This window comes from Streptomyces sp. NPDC102274 (assembly GCF_044766385.1).
GTDB lineage: Bacteria > Actinomycetota > Actinomycetes > Streptomycetales > Streptomycetaceae > Streptomyces.
Window position 1 is genome coordinate 60,434 of sequence record NZ_JBIWLW010000015.1, and the last position, 18,083, is coordinate 78,516.

Sequence of the window (18,083 nt, forward strand, 5' to 3'; positions counted from 1 at the left end):
GACAGGTATAGTCCACTTCCCGCCGACGGGGCAAGATCGAAAGCAGGTTTGGACGGCAGTCTTTCCCGAGTTGAGACCTCGTGGATATCTGAGCCGGGTGTGTACTCATTCGACCACCTCGGTCTCTCCGGAATGAGCCATTTCGAACATGTCATCCCTGCAACACCCTTGACACCACACGACACTTGGCCCCTACTGGACCCTGCGCTTCTCGTTTGACAACGTTGTCCGACTTGGTAAGCAGGACGAAAGGCTCGGTATGCGGCAGAGAACCGGACCCCGGCACAGACAATGGCATACGGCCGCCCTGGTGGCGGCCGCCTCACTGCTCGTCGTAACAGCGCAGTCCGCAGCTATAGCACAACCCGCTCAACCGAAGTCGGCGGAAAGAGAATTCGCCTCCTCCTTCGAGGCGGACGAACCCCAGCCGCAGTGGCGCAACACCGTAGAAGTGGGACCCGGTGGCGAGAAACGGGCATCCGGTGTCGATGGAGGCTTCACCAACGGTATTCCGGGCAATGTCACCGACCGGGTCGTGGAGCTGCGCGCGAGCGGCGAGAACACCGGCGGCGGTGAGACCAAGGAGAACCTCATCGACGTCCAGTCGGCCACGAAGTGGCTGGCGTTCGAGCCCACCGGCTGGATCGAGTTCGATCTCGACGAGCCGGTCAAGGTCGTCACCTACGCGCTGACCTCGGCGAACGACCATGCCGAGCGCGACCCCAAGGACTGGACGCTCCAGGGCTCCACCGACGGCAAGGAATGGAAGGAGCTGGACTCCCGGAAGGGAGAGACCTTCACGGAGCGGTTCCAGACCAAGTCCTACGACGCCGCCGTCGAGGCCCCCGCCGCCTACCAGCACTTCCGGCTGGACATCACGGCCAACAACGGCGCCTCGGACGCGACCCAGCTGGCCGACGTGCAGTTCTCCGACGGGGACACGAGCACGCCCGCGCCGCAGGACATGCGTACCCAGGTGGACCGCGGGCCCTCCGGCTCCCCCACCGCCAAGTCCGGCGCCGGATTCACCGGCACGAAGGCGCTGAAGTACGCCGGTACGCACCAGCCGGAGGGGCGCGCGTACTCGTACAACAAGATCTTCGACGTCGACACGGCCGTGGGGCGCGACACCGCGCTCTCGTACCGGATCTATCCCTCCCTTCCCGAGACGGATCTGAACTATCCGGCCACGAATGTCTCGGTCGATCTCGCCTTCACCGACGGCACCTATCTGAGTGATCTGAAGGCGACCGACGCGAGCGGCGGGCTGCTGACCCCGCAGGGCCAGGGCGACGCCAAGCGGCTCTACGTCAACCAGTGGAACCAGGTCGACGCCCGGATCGGCTCCGTGGCGGCCGGCAGGACCGTCGACCGGATCCTGGTGGCGTACGACTCCCGCACGGGCCCCGCGAAGTTCCAGGGCTGGATCGACGACATCAGCCTGGCGCCCAAGGCCCCGGAGAAGCGGCTCCCGCATCTGTCGGACTACGCCTCCACCACCCGGGGCACCAACTCCAGCGGCTCCTTCTCGCGCGGCAACACCTTCCCCGCGACCGCCGTGCCGAACGGCTTCAACTTCTGGACGCCGGTGACCAACGCCGGTTCCAGCAGCTGGCTCTACGAGTACAGCCGCGCCAACAACGCCGACAATCTGCCGACCGTGCAGGCGTTCAGCGCCAGCCATGAGCCGAGCCCCTGGATGGGTGACCGGCAGACCTTCCAGCTGATGCCGTCGGTGGCCGCCGAGACGCCCGAGGCGTCCCGTACGGCGCGGGCGCTGCCCTTCCGGCACGAGAACGAGATCGCGAAGCCGCACTACTACGGCGTGACATTCGAGAACGGTCTCAAGACCGAGATGACCCCGACCGATCACGCGGCGATGATGCGGTTCACCTATCCCGGTGATAACGCCAGCATGGTGTTCGACAACATCTCCAACGCGGGTGGCCTCACCCTCGATCCGGCGACCCGTTCCTTCTCCGGCTTCTCCGATGTCAAGAGCGGACTGTCGACCGGCGCGACGCGGCTGTTCGTCCACGGCGTCTTCGACGCGCCCGTCACCGCGAGCGGCAAGCTCTCCGGCGGCGGGGGCGCGGACGTCACCGGCTATCTGCGCTTCGACGCCGGCAAGGACCGTACCGTCACACTGCGGCTGGCGACCTCGCTGATCAGCCTCGACCAGGCGAAGAAGAACCTCTCCGACGAGATCCCCGCCACCACCCGCTTCGAGCGGGTCGAGGACCGGGCGCAGAGCGCCTGGGACGACATCCTGGGACGGGTGGAGGTGGAGGGCGCGGACCACGACCAGCTGACGACGCTCTACTCCAGCCTCTACCGGCTGTATCTGTATCCCAACTCCGGCTTCGAGAACACCGGTACGAAGTCCCGCCCGAAGCAGCAGTACGCCAGCCCGTTCTCACCGCAGACCGGGCCCGACACCCCGACGCACACCGGCGCGAAGATCGTCGACGGCGAGGTGTACGTCAACAACGGCTTCTGGGACACGTACCGCACGACCTGGCCCGCGTATTCCCTCCTCACCCCGAATAAAGCGGGTGAGCTGGTGGACGGCTTCGTCCAGCAGTACAAGGACGGCGGCTGGATCTCCCGCTGGTCCTCCCCCGGCTACGCGGATCTGATGACCGGCACCAGCTCGGACGTGGCCTTCGCCGACGCCTACGTCAAGGGTGTCGACTTCGACGCGGAGGCGGCGTACGAGGCGGCGCTGAAGAACGCGACGGTGGTGCCGCCCAGTTCGGGTGTGGGCCGCAAGGGCATGGAGACATCGCCCTTCCTCGGCTATGCCTCCACGGAGACCCATGAGGGCCTGTCCTGGTCGCTGGAGGGCTACCTCAACGACTACGGCCTGTCGAAGATGGGCGAGGCGCTCTACAAGAAGACGAAGAAGGAGCGGTACAAGGAGGAGTCGGACTACTTCCGCAACCGCGCGCAGAGCTATGTCTCGGTCTTCGACTCGAAGGCCGGCTTCTTCCAGGGCCGTAACCTCAAGGGCGACTGGCGGGTCCCCTCCGACTCGTTCGATCCGAGGGTGTGGGGTTACGACTACACCGAGACGAACGCGTGGGGCTACGCCTTCACGGCGGTCCAGGACAGCCGCGGACTCGCCAACCTCTACGGCGGGCGCTCCGGTCTCGGGGACAAGCTGGACACCTACTTCTCGACCCCCGAAACGGCGGGGCCCGAGTTCGTCGGCTCGTACGGCGGCGTCATCCACGAGATGACGGAGGCGCGTGACGTACGGATGGGTATGTACGGCCACTCCAACCAGGTCGCCCACCACGCCGCGTACATGTACAACGCGGCCTCGCAGCCCTGGAAGACCCAGGAGAAGGTGCGCGAGGTCCTGGGGCGGCTGTACGTCGGCAGCGAGATCGGCCAGGGCTACCACGGTGACGAGGACAACGGCGAGCAGTCGGGGTGGTATCTCTTCTCCGCGCTCGGCTTCTATCCGCTGGTGATGGGCAGCGGGGAGTACGCGATCGGCTCGCCGCTCTTCACCAAGGCGACCGTCCATCTGGACAACGGCCGCACGCTCGTCGTCAAGGCGCCGAAGAACAGCGACAGGAACATCTACGTCCAGGGTCTGAAGGTCAACGGCACGTCCTGGAACTCGACGGCGCTCCCGCACGATGTGCTGGCGCGCGGCGGCCAGTTGGAGTTCGCGATGGGCCCGAAGCCGTCGTCCTGGGGCACGGGCAAGAACGCGGCGCCGGTCTCGATCCAGCAGGACGACAAGGCCCCGTCACCGCGCACGGATGTCCTGACCGCGTCGGGCCCGCTCTCCGACAACTCCTCGGGCACCTCGGCGCCGGTGGAGTCCGTGGAGCTGCCGGTGGCGTCCGCGACGAAGGCGGTCCAGTACACGCTGACCTCGTCCACGGCGGCGAATGCGCCGACCGGCTGGACACTCCAGGGCTCGGCGGACGGCACGAGCTGGCGGACGCTGGACACGAGGGCGGCGCAGTCCTTCGACTGGGACCGGCAGACCCGGGTCTTCACGGTCGCCGAGCCGGGTACGTACGCGAAGTACCGCCTGGTGAGCGACGCTCCGTCGACCCTGGCGGAGGTCGAACTGCTGCGATGACGGACTGAGCCGTGGGAGGGGTCACCGACGCGTGCCGGTGACCCCTTCCACGCGTTCGCACGTACGCGACCGCCGTCGCCGCCGCGATCAGGACAGAGGCCCTCTGGCCGGGCAGGGCCCAACGGCACGCTTATCCGGCTTCCGCCGGCCGACGTTCGATGCGATCACGTGTCGCCACGGCCCCGGGGTCGTCGTAGGCGGAGAGGAGCTCCAGGGCGTCCGTCCTCTGCCGGAAGGCCGCTTCGGGGTCATCGGCGAACAGCGCGGCGGCCGGGCCGTCCAGGGCCAGGGCTTCGTTCCGGGCAGCACCGCGACGGTGAAAGGTGGCGGTGGCTTGGCGGTGGAAGTGAACTGCCTCTGCCGACCGGTCAAGTTGGCGATATGTCTCTCCCGCGCCGTGCCACGCCGTCCCGCGCCATCCTCCGCCGTCCCGCGCCATGGCCTCCCGATTCCGGTTTCCAAGCCGGCGGTGAAGCGTGGCCGAGCGCTGAGGGGAGGAGCGCGGGATGCCGGGGACGGGTCAGCGGACGACGTCGAGGATCTGCTTCTGGATACCGTTGGAGTAGACCTCGTGGTCGACGAGCTTCAGCTTCTGGGTGTCCTTGTCCGTGGTGCTGAACAGCCGCTTGCCGGCGCCCAGCAGCAGCGGGAAGACGAGGAGGTTGTAGCGGTCGATCAGGCCGGCGTCCGAGAGAGCGTGGTTCAGCTCGACGCTGCCGTGGACGATGATCGGGCCCCCCTCGGTCTCCTTCAGCGCGGCGACCTCGTCCAGCGAGCGCAGGATCGTGGTCTCGCCCCAGTTGGAGACGAGCTTGTCGTCGGTCAGGGTGGTGGACACGACGTACTTGGGCATCGTCTTGTAGTGGGCGAACTCCGCCATGTCGGGCCAGACCGGGCTGAAGGCCTCGTAACTGGTGCGGCCCATGAGGATGGCGGTGGACTCCTCCTGCTCGCTTCCCTTGAGCGCGTACGCCTCGGGGACGAACTCGACGTCCTTGAAGGTCCAGCCGGAGTTGCGGTAGCCGGGTTCGCCGCCCGGCCCCTCCACGACGCCGTCGAGGGAGATGAAGGCGGTGCTGATCAGAGTGCGCATGGAGAGTTCCTTGAGGTCTCGTGCCAGTTGTTGGTGGCGGCCCTTCCGCCGTCGGGCGGAGGGCGTTTCAGTAAGGATTCCGTGGCAGATCGACGCGAACAGTGTCATTTCTGGCTGCGCGCCTGTGAGGACCTCGAACCGTTCGTCGTCGGCCCGGACCACCTCGCCGTCCGGCGACGGCAGGCCCGCCGCCTCCGCATGCGCCCGCGCGCCGACAGCGACCGGGGTGGGAGCCGGGCTCGGCCAGGGCGGCAAGGATCTTGGACCGGATCGGGTCCAGGGATGCCTCGGCCGCGGCGGGTTCCGCGATCACAGCGACGTCCATCACCACTCCAGAATCCGACCGACAAATAAATTTGTCAAGACAGGAAAATTTGTCAGAAGCGTCGGTTCTCCACCACCCGCAACCCCTCTCGGCCAGTTGTCGTCCTCCCCGGCCGCCGGCCGGTACAGCTTCGCCGCCGAACCGATGTTCTTCAGCCGGGGCATCAGCTCGAAGTCGAGGTTCGGGTGCACGGCCGGGCGGGGTGGGACCATGGAGCGCGTCGGGTTGGCCGACGTGACGTTGTCGACGGGGACGGGCCGCATGAACGAGCGCAGTAGATCTTTGAGCCAGGCCATCGGTGGGATTGAGGTCCTTCGCCGGGTGAGCAACACCTTCTACGACCGGGTCCTGGCCGACCCGCTGCTGGCACCGGTGTTCGCCGACTTCACCCGCACTCATATCGAGCACGTGGCCATCTGGCTGAACGAGGTCTTCGGCGGCCCGGAGGCGTTCACCGAAGAACTGGGCGGCCATCAGGCCCTGCTCCGCTCCCACCTCGGGCTGGCCATCACCGAGGAACAGCGTCTGCGGTGGATGGAGTTGATGGCGGAGGCCGTCGACAAGGAACTCCCCGACGACGACCTGCTGCGACAGCAGGTGATGGCGTACTTCGACTGGGGCACGAAGATCGCCCGGGACGTCTCCGCCGACCCCGAGGACACCGACCTGGGCGACCCCGGTCCCACTCCCCGCTGGGGCTGGGAAGGGCTGTCCAGACCGGACCGCAGAGCGAAGACCGCCGACGGTCCGCTCCGGCTCGCGGCTGGAATCGGCGTGCCGGTGGAGGGGGTGTGACCCGCCGCTTCAGGGATGACGCGGCGGGTCACACCGCCTCCGTACGAACGGTGAGCGCTGACGACGACGCCGGAACCGGGGCGTACCGAATCGACGATGCCCGTGCGATGTGCCGAGATGACAAGACGGAGACCGCAGCGTGCCTACCCCCGAGAACCATGCCCAGCCCGCGCCTCCGGCCCGGGTGAACGACTATGACAGTTTCGCCGAGGCGTACTCGGCCCTCGGCGAGACCAGTCTTCTGAACGCCTATTACGAGCGGCCCGCGATGCTGTCCCTCGCCGGGGACGTGGCCGGCCGCCGGCTCCTGGACGCCGGCTGCGGCTCTGGCCCGCTGTTCGCCGCGCTACGCGATCGGGGTGCCCTCGTCACCGGCATCGACTCCAGTGCCGGGATGCTGGAGCTGGCGCGGCGGCGGCTGGGTGCTGAAGCGGCCCTGCACGTGGCCGACCTGAGCAACCCCCTACCGTTCGCCGACGGTGCGTTCGACGATGTCCTCGCGTCGCTGGTGCTGCACTACCTGGAGGACTGGGGGCCGACGCTGACCGAGATGCGGCGCGTGCTCAGGCCCGGCGGCCGGCTGATCACGTCGGTGCAGCACCCTTTCGTGGACTACGCGATCCAGGATCCGCGGCCCGACTATTCCGCGACCACCAGCTACACCGGCGAATGGACCGACCTGGTGGGACAGACCGCCCCGATGATCTTCTGGCGCAGGCCGCTGCACGCGATGACCGACGCCTTCACCGCGGCCGGCTTCCGCCTGGCCGTCATCAGCGAGCCACAGCCCGACCCGGCCGCCCACGAGTTGTACCCCGACGACTTCCACAGCCTCTCGACCAAAATAGGCTTCCTGTTCTTCGTTCTGGAGGTGCCCCCGGACAGGGCCTGACGGCTCTTCCGAGTAACGAGCAACCGGGGCCGGGCTCTGCAATCGCCCGCTGCCGGCGCCGGGGCCGAGACGGCTTCCAGCCCTTGCTCGACCAGGTCGACGATGCCGACCTCGCCGGGGCGGTCATCACCGCCCATGCTCTCCACGGCCTGCTCTTCCCACACGCCCGCCAGTCCCGCGCATCGCAGACGCCGTCTGTCCAACTGTGTCTCCGGTGAACATGTTTCCGCGCCGAAGTGGCGCCAAGCGGCATACCGCGGCCCCGGGCAGGACGACAGGCTTATGGCCGTCGTACAAATGCGTGCCACGCCATCCCGTGCGTACGACTCCGGCACGCCTGCCTGTCAGGCGGGCGCATTCCCGAAAGAGAGAGCCGCTCCATGAACCGGCCCGCCGTAAGCCCCGCTGTCACCGCTGCGCCGTACGCGGATGCGGCTCCCGTGAGACCGGTCGGCGCCTTCGAGCGGCTGTACTACCGATTCACGGAGCGCTCTCCCCTCCACTTCGTGGTGGCGGTGGAGTTCGATGCCGCCCTCGCCGCCGCCGATCTGCGCACCGCGCTCGCCGCCGTGCAGGCACGACACCCCCTGCTGAACGTCCATGTCGAGGACCGTCCGAGCTCTGGGCTCGGTTTCTATCGCGCCCCCTCGGTACCCGCCGTCGACGTGAGGGTCGCCGATGGGGATCCTCGCGCCTGGCAATCGGCCGGCGCCGAGGAACTGGCCCGGCCCTTCGACCGCGCGGTCGCCCCGCTGATGCGCGCCGTCCTGCTGCGCGACGAAGGCGCCTCGACCGTTCTGCTGACCTTCGACCACACCATCGCCGACGGCATGTCGGCCACGTACGTCCTCAAGGATCTGGTGGCGTCGCTGAACGGCGTGCCACTCTCGCCGCTGCCCGTTCCCCTCTCCCAGGAGGAACTGATCGCACGCGCCCTGCCCGCGATGGCGGAGCTCGACCTGCCGGAACCCCCCGCTCCGGATCCCCGTATGCGCGTGCCCGCCACGAATCGACCGTTCACCCGGATCCCTCCGCAGGTGGGCACGCTGACCCTCGACGCGGCGTTCACCACCACCCTGCTCGAACGTTGCCGTGCGGAGAAGGCCACCGTGCACGCGGCCGTCGTGGTGGCCGCCTCCCGGGCGCGCGCCACCTTGCGCGAGGAGGAGGAGTACGTACGTGTCCTGTCCCCGTTCAATATCCGGAGCCACATCGGCGGTGTCGGTGAGTGCGTGGACTACTTCCTGGCCGCTCCGACCGGGATGGTCCCGCACGACGGAAGCGCTCTGTGGGACCAGGCACGCCGAGTCTGCACGGAACTCGGTGCCATCAGGTCGGCCCTCGGTGTCGTCACGGCGTCCACGATCCTCCAGCAGGTCATCACCTCGGACGCGGACGCCTTCACCGCTGCCGAGTTCATGATCGCCGGGCTGAGCTTCGAGGTGATGATCAGCAACCTGGGGGTGCTCGACATCGCCCCGGCCGGACCGGTCCGGCCCCGTGCCGTGTGGGGCCCCATGATCCTGACGCAGCTCGAGGGCGAGGAAGTCCTGGGGATCGTCACGTACGAGGGGCAGTTGCGGATCGTCGCCTGCGGTCCCGCCCCGACGGACGCGTTGCTCGAAGCGGTGCGCACCACGCTGATCGAGGCGTGCGGCTGACCACCCGCCTCGGCGCCTGCGGACCGATTCGGGCACAGCCAGTGCGGCACAGGGCGTGGCCAGCGACTTTTGACTTTCGACGCTCGCGTCCATATTTTTACTTGCATGACGAACAAGAAAGTCGCCGCCCCGCGCGGCACCCTCAGGACATACGTCGTCACCGGATCCGCCTCCGGCATCGGCCTGGCGACGAAGCAGCTTCTCGAATCCCAGGGCCATCGGGTCATCGGAGCGGACCTCCGCGACGCCGATGTGATCGCCGACCTCTCGACCCCGCAGGGACGCGCCGCCCTCGTCCAGGGGGTGACACGGCTCAGCGGCGGACAGATCGACGCGGTACTGGCCGTAGCCGGTGTCGACATCGCCGGGCCCGCCACCGCAGCCATCAACTACTACGGCGCGGTCGCCACCATGGAGGGCCTTCGCCCCCTGCTCCTCGGGTCGCCCGCGCCCCGGGTGGTCGCCGTCTCCTCGATCACCTCGGTCCATCCCATCGACGAGGAACTGCTCGACATCCTGCTGAACGGGAAGGAGGAGGACGCTCTGACCCGTGCCGCGGTCGCCCCACAGGTCTACGCGACGACCAAGCAGGCCCTGTCCCGATGGATCCGCAGGCGTGCCACGGGACCCGAGTGGGCAGGGGCCGGCATCCCCCTCAACGCGGTCGCACCCGGGCTCGTCCGCACCGAACTCCTCAAACGACTCTTCGAGGATCCCGCGACGCGGGCCCGCATCGAGGCGGGCAGCCCCATGCCGCTCGGTGGCCCGTACGAGCCGGAGGCGGCGGCCCAGTTGCTGGCCTGGCTGGCGAGTGAGAGCAATGGCCACATGACCGGGCAGACCATCTTCCTGGACGGCGGCGCTGACACGGTTCTGCGCGGAGACTCCGTCTGGTAGACGACCGGAGCACGCCCTGCCTGTCGAACATGCACAGAATGCCGACTCTCGCGATTCGCCCTTTGTGCTCGGTGGCATCAGAGTCCCCCAGCCTTGCAGTGCTTGGTCGGATTGGTAGGGGTTCTGGTACGTCACGGTGAGTCGAAGTCGTGCGCCGCTCGGCACCCATCGCGCCGCTCGGCACCCATCCGCAGGGCCACGGTCGTCGCCGGACGAAAGGCGCCCGGACCGGTGACGTTCACGGTGGGCCTCTGGCCGGCCGTACGGGTTCCCCTGTTCTTGTGGACCCGACGGCCATGTGCTCCGTCGGGCCCACGCACCGCATGCGCCGATCAGCCGGACCGGGTCGGTGCGGACACCGTCCGGAACCGCTTTCGCGCTACGGAATGATGTAGCCGGGGTTGGGCAGCTTGAACGTGGCGTCAGTATGCCCGCCGCGCAGATCACTGTCCTGGTCCCCGAGGCTCAACAGCACGTTGTAGCCCTTTGCTTCCAGGTGTGCACGCGTCCCGGCCTTGTACTGCGTGGTGGTGCAGGACCCGGTGCAGTGGAGGTAGCCGGGCAGCGAAGCCGCGTCCGGAGAGGTGAACAGACCGTCGGGCGCCGGGTATCCGGCCTCGTCGAGGTTGGTCTCGGTGACGGTCCTGAGCACCTCGGGACGGCCGGTGACGAAGAAGACGGCGACACCGTGATCGTGTGCCCAGACCGCCAGATCACGCGTGGCGGCGATCGCGGGGAAGCTCTTGGTCATGGCCTGCGCCAGGGCGGCGTCGCTGTGATAGGCGAAGTCGTTGTTCGCCCCGTAGTCGTACGTGGAGAGCGCCGTGTCGTCGATGTCCAGCACGATCGCCGGCTTCTCGGCTCCCCGCTTGACGCGCTGCTGCACATAGCTGAGCGCCCGGGTGTCGGCCTTGCGGACCTCGTTGGCCCACTGGCTGTCGTCGGATGCGTGGTGCTCGCCCTCGGCGTCGGTGTTGTCCCCGTAGTAGGCCCGGATACGCTCCTTCACCGAGTCCAGGTTGGTGATGTCGACTCGCGCATCGGCCACGTGCTCGGCAGGCGCCGGGGAGGTCGCGAGTGCGGTGCCCCCGTACGCGGCGAGTGATGCCACCACAGTCGCGGCCACTGCCACGGCCGTCAGGTTCTTTCGTATGTAAGAGTGCGACTTCAATCGAGTTCAGCTACCTATTCAAAGAAACCCGGGCGCCGGCAGGCGCCCCTTCCAACCGCCCGGAATACGTACAGAGATACTCCGGGAGGAAATCAACGAGCCGCTCATGCGGCTTTCCGTGACCGTGCCGGCGGTGCAGACGGGACTTCTGCAACACGCTCTAGTCGTCGCCCCGCCGGTAGTCCCGGCGCTCATGCCGGCGCTCGCGCCGCAGTCGGGCGTTGCGCAGAGGGGTCGCCGGCGTCCTTGCGTCGGATGCCTGCGGGTAGTTGCCGGCCTGGTCATGGATGTCGCCTCGGGCATCCGTACGGGGTGCCTCGGCCGGAGTCCCGAGGAAGGGCCGTCCGTCCCGTTCCGGAGCCAGCGGTACTCCCGACTTCAGCGCGCGAGGGGCCACGACGATCGCCTGCGCGAGCCGGTTGATCCCGAGGGTGAGCAGGATCGGGGAGGCGGAACCGGCCACGTGCGCGTGCGCGGCGACGGCGACGCCCGTGACGACAACCCGGGAAACGATCAGCACCAGCCAGAGCCAGAGGCCGCTCGTCGGCGTTCGCGCCCACAGCACTCCGTCGCGTGCCTCCAGGACGGTGGACCTCCCCTGCAGCAGCCCGATCACCGCGGCGACGGCGGCGCCGACGGCTATGAACACCACATCGGCGGCCGACGGCTTCTCATCGTGCTTGGACAGCAGATAGGCGCCGAGAAGGGTGAGGGCGACGGGGAGCACGATGAGCCGCCGCCCCCGCAGGGGTTCGCCCTGCACTTGTCGTGCGATGACAAGCACAATGATCAGGAGTGCTCCGACGATTTGCAGGAAACTCATGAGATCTTCTCATCCTTCGACGACCGTCGACACACGACGGGGAATTCCTCAGTCATGGCTTGCCGCGGCGGCGCTCTCGGCCACACGCTTGTTCCGATCGCGGGGAGTCGGCGGGGCCGTTTCCCCGCGTATCTCCGCCAGTAGACCGGTGATGGCCTTCATGATTTCCTCCGTGGCTTCCCGGAGGACTTCGGGGGTCATTTCCCTGTCGTAGAAACGGGACAGGTCCACCGGCGGGCCGGCCAGCACTGTGTGCCTGGTGCGCGGAAATATCCTGCCCATTTTCCCGTAGGGCGGCAGCAGCACATTGGCCCCCCACTGGGCCACGGGAATGACGGGGCATTTCGTCATCAGGGCCACGCGCGCGGTGCCCGTCCGTCCGCTCATGGGCCACATGCCGGGATCGCGGGTGAGCGTTCCCTCCGGGTAGAAGACCACGCCATCACCGCGCTCGACCGCCTCGACCGCCGCACGCAGAGCGGTCATGGCGTCCGCCCCGCTGCGCGACACCGGTATCTGCCCCGTGGCGCGCAGCAGGCGACCCACCGGCCCTGTGAACAGCGATTCCTTCGCAAGGAACCTGGGCGGCCGGCGGGCTTTGTACTGGAATTGTCCGTAGGCGAGCGGGTCGAGGTAGGAATTATGGTTCACGGCCGCGATGAATCCGCCGTCGGCCGGTATGTTGCTCGCTCCCCGCCAGTCCCGCTGGAAAAGAAGGATCACGGGAGGCTTTCCCAGCATGACAGCGAACCGGTACCAGAAGCCGACTTTAGGGCCCATCAGCAAACTTCTCCTTCGTCACTCCGACCAGCCCGACATCTGGTCGCCGAAAGAGACTCATACTTCCACTCCGAAAGGGTTGACAGTGTCAACACACGGAGGGAAGTATCGCTCGGCAAGGCAACTGACCGACCCGCGGCAGATCTCGTGGGCATGATTCCCGTAGCAGGTTATTCCGCCGCGGGAAAACGCTTCAACGGCCGGAAGAGACAGATCGACAGGGCCGCCGTGTCGGATTCCGACATAATTCCGCGGGCCACCACGACGGATCCCGTGACGGTGCCCGGCGCCGCGCCGGTCAGCCGGCGGGAACGGGGGTGCACAAGCCCACGGTGATCTGGTCGAGCAGGCTCTCCGCCGCGTCCATCAGGGCGTCACCATGGAGGGCGCTGAGCGGTCCTTCGGTCACCAGCACGGCGAATCCGTGCACCGCGGACCAGGCGGCGATCTCCGCGCCCGGCCGCCGTTCGGCCGGCATGCACCCCACGGCCACCAGATTGTCCAGGGCGGAACTCAGGAGTTCGTACGATCGATAGGCGCTCTTGTCCGGTGCCCCGGTGCGCTGTGTGTAGGGGGCCGCCGATGACGGCACCTCGTGGAACGCGGTGCGGAAGAGTCCGGGCTCGTTGAACGCGAACATGAGGTAGCCGCGCCCTGCCGCTTTCGACCGTTGTATCGCCGCGAGCCGCGGATCGGTTTCCGTCACCGCCTGGACGATGGACGTCGCCATGGTGTCGGTGAGGGCGTCCAGACTCCGCGTCTTCACCTCTTGGAGCAGGTCGCCATGGCTGTCGAAGTGGCGATAGGCGGCCGTCGGGGAGACTCCGACCCGCCGTGCGACCTCGCGCAGGACGACTGCCTGGGGGCCGCCCGAGGACGCCAGTGCGGTCGCCGCGTCGATCAAGGCGTTGCGCAAATCTCCGTGGTGGTACCTGTCGCTGCGGGCCGCGGTCGTTCCCATCTCCCCATCGTGCCTTTGATCATCCACAGAGGGAAGTTGACGTTGTTATCTTCTGCCTGACACTGTTCTGAACACGTGAAACGGGCACTCGTCGAGGCGCCCCGGCTCTCCGCCGCACGATTGCCGGGGGCCGATTGTCACCGGGATCCCGCCGGTTCCCGTCCATCCTGGCCTCTTCGGCCGCTTCACCGCACGATGCACGGCTCCGGCCGCTCCCTCGTGCCGGCCTCCCGCCGCCACCGGCCCGGGGCCCGCATCCGTACGTCCCACTCTCTGGAGCAGAAGAGAATGAAAACGTTGGACCAGAAGGTCGCCATCATCACGGGGGCCACCAGCGGTATCGGCGCGCGCATCGCGGACGTGTTCGTACGCGCGGGTGCCCACGTGGTCCTCGCCGGGCGGCGAGAGGCCGAGGGCAAGGCGGTCGCCGAGTCGCTGGGCGGTACGGCCGGCTTCATCCGCGCGGACGTGTCGGCGGAGGAGGACGTGGAGGCCCTCGTCACGCGGACCGTCGAGCGCCACGGACGGCTCGACATCATGGTCAACAACGCCGGTACCCCTGGGAACAGGGCTTCGGTCAGCGACTTCGACGGCGAGGTGTTCCGGCGTACTCTCGCGGTGCACGTCCACGGAGCCATGTACGGCACGAAGCACGCGGCGCGGCAGATGCTGACGCAGCGTTCGGGCAGCATCATCAACATGGCCAGCCTCGCGGGGAAGGCGGCGGGCTGGTCCGGGATGGACTACTCGACGGCCAAGGCCGCCGTTCTCCATCTCACCCGCTGTGCGGCGATGGACCTGGGCGAACACGGCATCAGGGTCAACAGTGTCTCGCCCGGTTTCGTGCCCACCGGCATTTTCGCCAAGGGAGCCGGCGTGGCCCCGTCCGCGGCCGACGGTTCCGTCGACGCCCTCGCCGTCGTGTTCGACTCCGTCATGAAGCGCCACCAGGCGATCGAGACGCCCGTGAGCACCGACGACGTCGCCGAGGCGGTGCTGTGGCTCGCGGGCGACGCGAGCCGGCTCGTGACCGGCCAGGACATCGGCGTCGACGCGGGCACCTCGGTGGGTCGTCCTTCCGCCATGTCCCGGGAGGAATTCGACAGCTTGCGGGGGCTCCTGGCGCCCCGGCAGTAGAAGCAGGTGCGGGCCCACCTGGCACGAGTGCGTCATCACGTGCCGGGTGGGCCCGGAGTGCCTGGCAGGGCGTCAGGGGTCAGGGCGTCAGGGCGTCAGGGCGTCAGGGCGTCAGGGCGTCAGGGCGTCAGGGAAAGAGACACCCGCACCGTTCGGACGTCGCCGGGGTCGAGACCGTGGCGTCGGGGATCGGCCTGGCCGAGGTGTGCCGACCGGCGCCCGGGCGGGCGGAGGCGCTCATCGTGCTTCCACGCGCAGCGCGTCCTTCGTGGGGAACGCGGCATGGTCGACACCCCTGACCCGGTGTTCGCGCTGCTCCGTCTCAGATCTCTTCGGACAACGACTGATCGTTTTCTCGGCAAGGGCTCATCCGACGGGCTGCGCGTCCGCCCGGAGCAGTCGGCCCGCGTCGGGGAGATCCACGGCCAGGCCGAGCTTTCGCAGGATCGTGTAGGCGCCGGCCGTGGCGGCGGAGACCACGGGAATGCCGAACTCCTCCTCGGCGGGCTGCACGAGATCGAGGGAAGGCATCTGGACGCACGCGGAGATCACGAGGGCGTCGACACCGGTCAGGTCCAGCTCGCGGGCCGCGCCCAGCACACGCTCCGGCTCGATCCGGCCGACCTGCTCGTTGTCCTCGACCTCCAGGGCACGCCAGTCGGTGACCTCGAAGCCCTCGGACTCCAGGTAGGCCACGACTTGCTTGGCCAGCGGCAGCGCATACGGGGTGACGAGCGCGATCCGCCGGGCGGGCAGCGCCCTGAGGCCCTCGGCCAGCGCACCGGCGCTGCTCAGTACGGCGGCACTGGCACCACCCGTGGACAACTGCTCGGCGATGCCGGCCTCGACCCGCTCGTGCTCGCCCGGTCCGCCGACCATCACAGCGACGAGGCAGGCGTACAGGATGGCGTCGACACCGGCGTCGCCGAGTTCCAGGATGCAGCGCTCACGCTGGGCGTTCATGGCCCGCAGTTGCTCCGGCGACACGGTGTGCATGCGCATGCGGCTGGAGTGGAACGAGAAACGCGCGCTGGGGTGCCGGTTCAGCAGCTGCGGCATCTCCGTCTCGACCGTCACATTGGAACTGGGGACGACGAGACCGACCCGGGTCGGTCGGGGCATGGGCTGACTCCTCTAATTGACTACGGCGACTATTTTTCGACGCTAATGTCACAATGTCAAGAGTCACATCACCCCGGGCCGACCGCCCTGGTCGCTCCGGTCGCTCCGGTCGCGTGTGAGACAGGAAGAACCGGACCGAGACGGTGTCCTGCGCGAAGCCGTCAAGGCTCAGCTCTCCGCGTGCACCGGTGCACCGCGCCCGCACACGAACGACGACGCTGTGACAGCATCGTGGGCCACTCAGGACGCTGCGGTTCGGGGGTGAGTTGCGGGTCGAGCAGCAGATCGGCATGGACCACGATGCCGAGAGAGCGCAGGTTGCTCACGGCCTGTCGGCTTCGGCGTGCGCCGTCCTGGCACGGCTCGACAAGTCGATAGAGCGCACTGTCGGGCACCTGTTCGAACATGATACGGGTCAGCATCCAGTCCGCCAGGTGGGACGAGAGGCTGTGGTGGGGACGGGCGACAAAGCCATGTTCGTTGTGGTAGCCGATGTATACGTGTGGTGCATCCACAGGAAGGAGTTCTTTCAAGACGGGGCGAGGAGTGCAGCCGGGCTGCCACGCGCCGGAGACGCAAGGACATGGGTATGAGTGGTCCGGTGGTTCGACGCCGAAGGAGCGGTGGTCACTCGTGCCACCGGCGTCACAACCCAGCGGACGAGCCGTCCTGCGCGTGCTCGCGGGACGCCTGCCCCTCGTTGGGCAGCGCACCGCCGAAGCGCCGGTCCCTGGAGGCGAATTCGAGACAGGCCCGCCACAGGTCCCTGCGGTCGAAGTCCGGCCACAGCACGTCCTGGAAGACCATCTCGGCGTAACTGCTCTGCCAGATCAGATAGTTGGATGTGCGCTGCTCACCGCTGGGACGCAGGAAAAGGTCCACGTCCGGCATGTCGGGGTAGTAGAGGTACTTGGCGAAGGTCTTCTCATCGACCTTGGCCGGGTCGAGCTTCCCCGACGCCACATCCACCGCGAGCGCCTGCGCGGCGTCCGCGATCTCCGCGCGACCGCCGTAGTTGACGCAGAAATAGAGCGTCATGGCATCGTTGTCCCGCGTCTGCTCCTGGGCGACCTGGAGCTCCTGGACGACCGACTTCCACATCTTGGGCATCCGGCCGACCCAGCGGATCCGGATGCCCATCTCGTCCATCTCGTCCCGGCGGCGCTGGATGACATCGCGGTTGAAGTTCATCAGGAAGCGGACCTCGTCGGGGGTGCGCTTCCAGTTCTCGGTGGAGAAGGCGTACAAGGAGAGGTTCTTGACGCCCATCTCCAGACAGCCCTTGAGCACATCGAGCACCACACCCTCGCCGACCCTGTGCCCCTCGGTGCGCGGCAGACCGCGCTCCTTGGCCCAGCGGCCGTTGCCGTCCATGACGCAGGCCACGTGCTTCGGGACCAGCTCGCCGGGGATCTTCGGCGGCCGGGCCCCCGAGGGGTGCGGCTCGGGCGTCTTGTACTCGCGTGGGGAACGGCCCAGAATTCCGCGTCGTGCCATATCTGTCTGCCTCTCTCACATTCCTATTTGCGCACCGCGCTGTGCCCGCGACCGAGGCCAATGTGGTTGTTCAAAAATTCGCACACAGAATAATGTCGATGCCGGGTGCCGCCCTGAAATCTCTGCATCGGACGTTATGTGCGACCAGATCCTCGCATGACGCCGGAAAGAACTTCGTACGCAACGGCGTGGACGCGGTCGCGTAGCCCCAACCGGAGCGTCATGGGCCTCCAGAATGTTATCGATTACCGGTCGGAAAGCAGGAGACGGCACCATCGCGCATCGACTCACTTGACCCCAGGAGTTAAAACCGTAGAAGGTGAGCGTCAGGCAATCAATGTCGTATTCACACTGTGCTTGAGCCGGTGTGTGTCCGTTCTCCACTGCTTCCGGGGTCGGCGCCCAGCCGGACTCCCCCGCCCTCCCGCGCGCGGCCTTCGGCCCTGAGCGCAACTCCCCCCGACTGACCTGCGCAACCGGACCGAGAGGCCCACGGGCCACACCGCGGCAGAGGCGACTGCGCCGCCCTGGGGATCGCGCTTGCGGACGTCGCGCTTGCGAAGACACGCGCGGGTTTGGACGGAAGCAATGTTCACAGGTCACTTGTGACGGCACAGTAGGTGTGCGAACACCCCATCTTTCGGGGGAAGTTAGTGACCTACGCTCCCACGTGCACGGAGGCAAGTACATTGCCTCGGCTTCTTTCAACGCCAGCACCAGCGGTCTCGCTGTTACCGCTACCGGCACAGGGACTTCCCCCGGTGTCTTCAGTGCTTGACACCCGCCCTGCGCCGTCCACGCCAGGACGGCGCAGGGGGCATGCG

General features: G+C 67.6%; 14 protein-coding genes. 6 read left to right on the top strand and 8 right to left on the bottom strand.

Annotation, left to right across the window (positions count from 1 at the left end):
* Nucleotides 1-259: 259 nt before the first annotated feature.
* Complete coding sequence (locus tag ACIRQP_RS21210; protein WP_403892295.1) at nt 260-4,105, top strand: GH92 family glycosyl hydrolase; 3,846 nt, start codon at nt 260-262, stop codon at nt 4,103-4,105.
* A 520-nt stretch (nt 4,106-4,625) separates the two neighbouring features.
* On the opposite strand, the gene ACIRQP_RS21215 is transcribed toward ACIRQP_RS21210, so the two are convergent.
* Both ACIRQP_RS21215 and ACIRQP_RS21220 read right to left on the bottom strand, forming a co-directional pair.
* Entirely contained in the window at nt 4,626-5,198 is a 573-nt protein-coding gene (locus tag ACIRQP_RS21215; protein ID WP_403892298.1) for a dihydrofolate reductase family protein, read from the bottom strand.
* A gap of 324 nt (nt 5,199-5,522) precedes the next feature.
* Nucleotides 5,523-5,819, bottom strand: coding sequence for a hypothetical protein (locus ACIRQP_RS21220; protein ID WP_403892301.1), 297 nt, complete (start codon nt 5,817-5,819; stop codon nt 5,523-5,525).
* 25 nt (nt 5,820-5,844) lie between these two features.
* On the opposite strand from ACIRQP_RS21220, the gene ACIRQP_RS21225 reads away from it, so the two are divergent.
* From ACIRQP_RS21225 to ACIRQP_RS21240, 4 genes are all read left to right on the top strand, one after another.
* The gene (locus tag ACIRQP_RS21225) at nt 5,845-6,318 is read left to right on the top strand and encodes a group II truncated hemoglobin (protein ID WP_403892304.1); all 474 of its coding nucleotides are present in this window, start codon (nt 5,845-5,847) and stop codon (nt 6,316-6,318) included.
* 139 nt (nt 6,319-6,457) lie between these two features.
* On the top strand, nt 6,458-7,210 hold the full coding sequence (locus ACIRQP_RS21230; protein ID WP_403892307.1) for a methyltransferase domain-containing protein: 753 nt from the start codon (nt 6,458-6,460) through the stop codon (nt 7,208-7,210).
* Between the two features lie 440 nt (nt 7,211-7,650).
* On the top strand, nt 7,651-8,871 hold the full coding sequence (locus ACIRQP_RS21235) for a hypothetical protein (protein WP_403892310.1): 1,221 nt from the start codon (nt 7,651-7,653) through the stop codon (nt 8,869-8,871).
* A 105-nt stretch (nt 8,872-8,976) separates the two neighbouring features.
* Nucleotides 8,977-9,768, top strand: coding sequence for an SDR family oxidoreductase (locus ACIRQP_RS21240; RefSeq protein WP_403892313.1), 792 nt, complete (start codon nt 8,977-8,979; stop codon nt 9,766-9,768).
* Between the two features lie 379 nt (nt 9,769-10,147).
* Here the strand turns inward: ACIRQP_RS21240 and ACIRQP_RS21245 are convergent, their stop codons facing one another.
* The 4 genes from ACIRQP_RS21245 to ACIRQP_RS21260 form a co-directional block, all read right to left on the bottom strand.
* Nucleotides 10,148-10,900 (bottom strand): HAD family acid phosphatase, encoded by a 753-nt coding sequence (locus ACIRQP_RS21245; RefSeq protein ID WP_403892316.1) that lies wholly within the window; start codon nt 10,898-10,900, stop codon nt 10,148-10,150.
* A 199-nt stretch (nt 10,901-11,099) separates the two neighbouring features.
* Complete coding sequence (locus ACIRQP_RS21250) at nt 11,100-11,762, bottom strand: hypothetical protein (RefSeq protein ID WP_403892319.1); 663 nt, start codon at nt 11,760-11,762, stop codon at nt 11,100-11,102.
* Nucleotides 11,763-11,810: 48 nt separating this feature from the next.
* Entirely contained in the window at nt 11,811-12,542 is a 732-nt protein-coding gene (locus ACIRQP_RS21255) for a lysophospholipid acyltransferase family protein (RefSeq protein ID WP_403892543.1), read from the bottom strand.
* A gap of 298 nt (nt 12,543-12,840) precedes the next feature.
* Nucleotides 12,841-13,503: a TetR/AcrR family transcriptional regulator gene (locus tag ACIRQP_RS21260; RefSeq protein ID WP_403892322.1), complete on the bottom strand. Its 663-nt coding sequence runs from the start codon at nt 13,501-13,503 to the stop codon at nt 12,841-12,843.
* A gap of 288 nt (nt 13,504-13,791) precedes the next feature.
* Between ACIRQP_RS21260 and ACIRQP_RS21265 the strand changes: the two genes are divergently transcribed.
* Nucleotides 13,792-14,640 (top strand): SDR family NAD(P)-dependent oxidoreductase, encoded by an 849-nt coding sequence (locus ACIRQP_RS21265; protein ID WP_403892325.1) that lies wholly within the window; start codon nt 13,792-13,794, stop codon nt 14,638-14,640.
* Nucleotides 14,641-15,006: 366 nt separating this feature from the next.
* Here ACIRQP_RS21265 and ACIRQP_RS21270 read toward each other — a convergent pair whose 3' ends face one another.
* A complete protein-coding gene (locus tag ACIRQP_RS21270; protein WP_403892328.1) occupies nt 15,007-15,762 on the bottom strand; it encodes an Asp/Glu racemase in 756 nt (251 codons plus the stop codon).
* 645 nt (nt 15,763-16,407) lie between these two features.
* Nucleotides 16,408-17,259, bottom strand: coding sequence for an isoprenyl transferase (locus ACIRQP_RS21275; protein ID WP_403892331.1), 852 nt, complete (start codon nt 17,257-17,259; stop codon nt 16,408-16,410).
* Between the last annotated feature and the right edge of the window lie 824 nt (nt 17,260-18,083).